This window comes from Neisseria sp. P0021.S005 (genome assembly GCF_051956955.1).
In genome coordinates this window covers 1-1,969 of record NZ_JBQCWY010000573.1, presented here as the reverse complement: position 1 = coordinate 1,969, position 1,969 = coordinate 1, and the positions used below count along the sequence as shown (strand labels likewise).

The window sequence follows — 1,969 nt, the reverse complement described above, 5'->3', positions numbered from 1 at the left end:
GTTCGGTAAAGCGTCGGGCGAAGTTTTCTTCTGTTTGGCAGTCTTGGAATGTGGTGTTTTCATGTTGGCAGACGAGGGTAACTTCGCCTTGAGCTTCTTGCAGCGGTTCGGCCAAATCGAGTTTGAGGGTTTGCTTGTCGGTTTGCAGCCAGGCGGTGCGGCCTTGGGTTTTGATGATTTTGCCGTAAACGCCGATGGCATCGTTTTTGGGGATGTTTTTCTGTTCGGCAAGTTGCTGGGCCGAGAATAAGGGGGCTTGTTCGGCAAATGCGCCGCCGGTTTCGTGTTTGAAGTAGGCGGCGAGGTCTTGTTTGATGAGGGCTTGGGTCAGTAGTTTTTCGCCTTCGGTCAGGCGGTGTGCAAAGCCGTGTGTTTTGGGGGCGGATGCGGCATCCGTGGTCTTGGTGTCCGGTGTGCAGGCGCTCAGGAGTAAAAGCAGGGGAAGGATGTATTTCATGGTTGGTCTCTCAACAGGCCGTCTGAACCTATAGTTTCAAACGGTCAGCGTTGTTTATCGATAACGATAAACCCGGCGGGGATAAACGGGATAGGCCGGGTAATTGCGGACGGGTTCGCTGTCTTGATAGATGACGGTCGTTCCCGGCGGGGCGTTGATGGTCACGGTTTTGTTGACGGTGGTTTGCGAGTGGACGGGCAGGTCCAAGACGGCGGTGCGCCCATACGGAGTCTCGGTATAGACGCACGCACTTAGAAAGAGGGTGATGCTCAGGGCCAATGCCTTCATGTTTCAGACGGCCTTATTTGAGCAGGTTTTTCAAGGCCAGGCGTACGCCTTCGCCGACTTCCGTGCCTTTGGGAATGCTTTTGGTGGCGGCTTTGGCTTCGCGTTCGTTGTAGCCGAGGGCAAGCAGAGTGTTGATGATGTCTTGGCTTTCGTCGGCAACGGCATCAGGGGCAAACAGGCCGTCTGAAACGGTATGGGATACGAGTTTGCCGCGCAGTTCCAACACCATGCGTTCGGCGGTTTTCTTGCCGATGCCGGGGGCGGAGGAGAGGCGTTTCACGTCTTCTTCGGCGATGGCTTGCGCCAGCTCGTCGGCATTCATGGCCGACAAAATGCCCAATGCGGTTTTGGCACCGATGCCGCTGACTTTGACCAGTTGGCGGAAGGTGGCGCGTTCCTCGGCTGAGGCGAAACCAAACAGCAAATGCGCGTCTTCGCGGACGACAAGCTGGGTGTAGAGATGGACGGTTTCGCCAACGGAAGGCAGGTTGTAGAAAGTCTGCATGGAAACGTCGGCTTCATAACCGACGCCGTTGACGTCGATAACGACCTGCGGCGGATTTTTCTCAATCAATTTGCCTGTGAGCCTGCTGATCATGGTGTTCCCCTGTGATTAAAAAAGGCCGTCTGAAACCTTGCAATCGGGTTTCAGACGGCCTTGTATTGTATCAAACTTCAGCGGTAACGCGGACGAAATCAGATGGCGGATGCCAGGTTCAGATGACGGGCGCGTTCGCCTGCTTCGGCGGCACGTTCTTGGCTGCTGAACGGACCCATTTTGACAACGTATTCGTAGTTGCGTTTTTCAAGCATGACTTTGCTGTCCGACGGCAGGCTTTGTGCGGTTTGGTTCAAATAAGCCTGTGCTTCGCGTTCGGTACCGAAGGATTTCAAATCAACAAAAAATTCTTTGTTGTTTGGGGTAATAATGGTTTGAGCGGCGGTTTGGCCGGGGATGATTTGTTCAACTTTGACGTTGGCCGTGCCTTGGTTGATGAAACCTAATTGTTGGGCGGCGGCTTTGGAAACATCGATGACGCGGTTGCCGTGGAAAGGGCCGCGGTCGTTGACACGGACGATGACGCTTTTGCCGGTTTGCATATTGGTCACACGTGCGTAGCTGGGAATAGGGAGGGTTTTGTGGGCGGCGGAGAGGGCGTTCATATTGTAACGCTCGCCGCTGGAAGTTTTACGACCGTGGAACTGGTTGCCGTACCATGAGGC

3 protein-coding genes and 1 pseudogene are annotated in these 1,969 nt (G+C 54.6%); all 4 read right to left on the bottom strand.

Going from position 1 to position 1,969, the window contains the following annotated elements; genetic code table 11:
• Positions 1–457: pseudogene (locus ACTHUE_RS17050) on the bottom strand (hypothetical protein); the annotation flags it as partial.
• A gap of 54 nt (positions 458–511) precedes the next feature.
• Positions 512–745, bottom strand: a complete 234-nt coding sequence (locus ACTHUE_RS17045; protein WP_049335660.1) for a hypothetical protein — start codon at positions 743–745, stop codon at positions 512–514.
• A gap of 13 nt (positions 746–758) precedes the next feature.
• Positions 759–1,343: a Holliday junction branch migration protein RuvA gene (gene ruvA, locus ACTHUE_RS17040; protein WP_070615730.1), complete on the bottom strand. Its 585-nt coding sequence runs from the start codon at positions 1,341–1,343 to the stop codon at positions 759–761.
• A gap of 98 nt (positions 1,344–1,441) precedes the next feature.
• On the bottom strand, positions 1,442–1,969 hold a 528-nt coding region (locus ACTHUE_RS17035), incomplete at its 5' end, for a septal ring lytic transglycosylase RlpA family protein (RefSeq protein WP_440398566.1).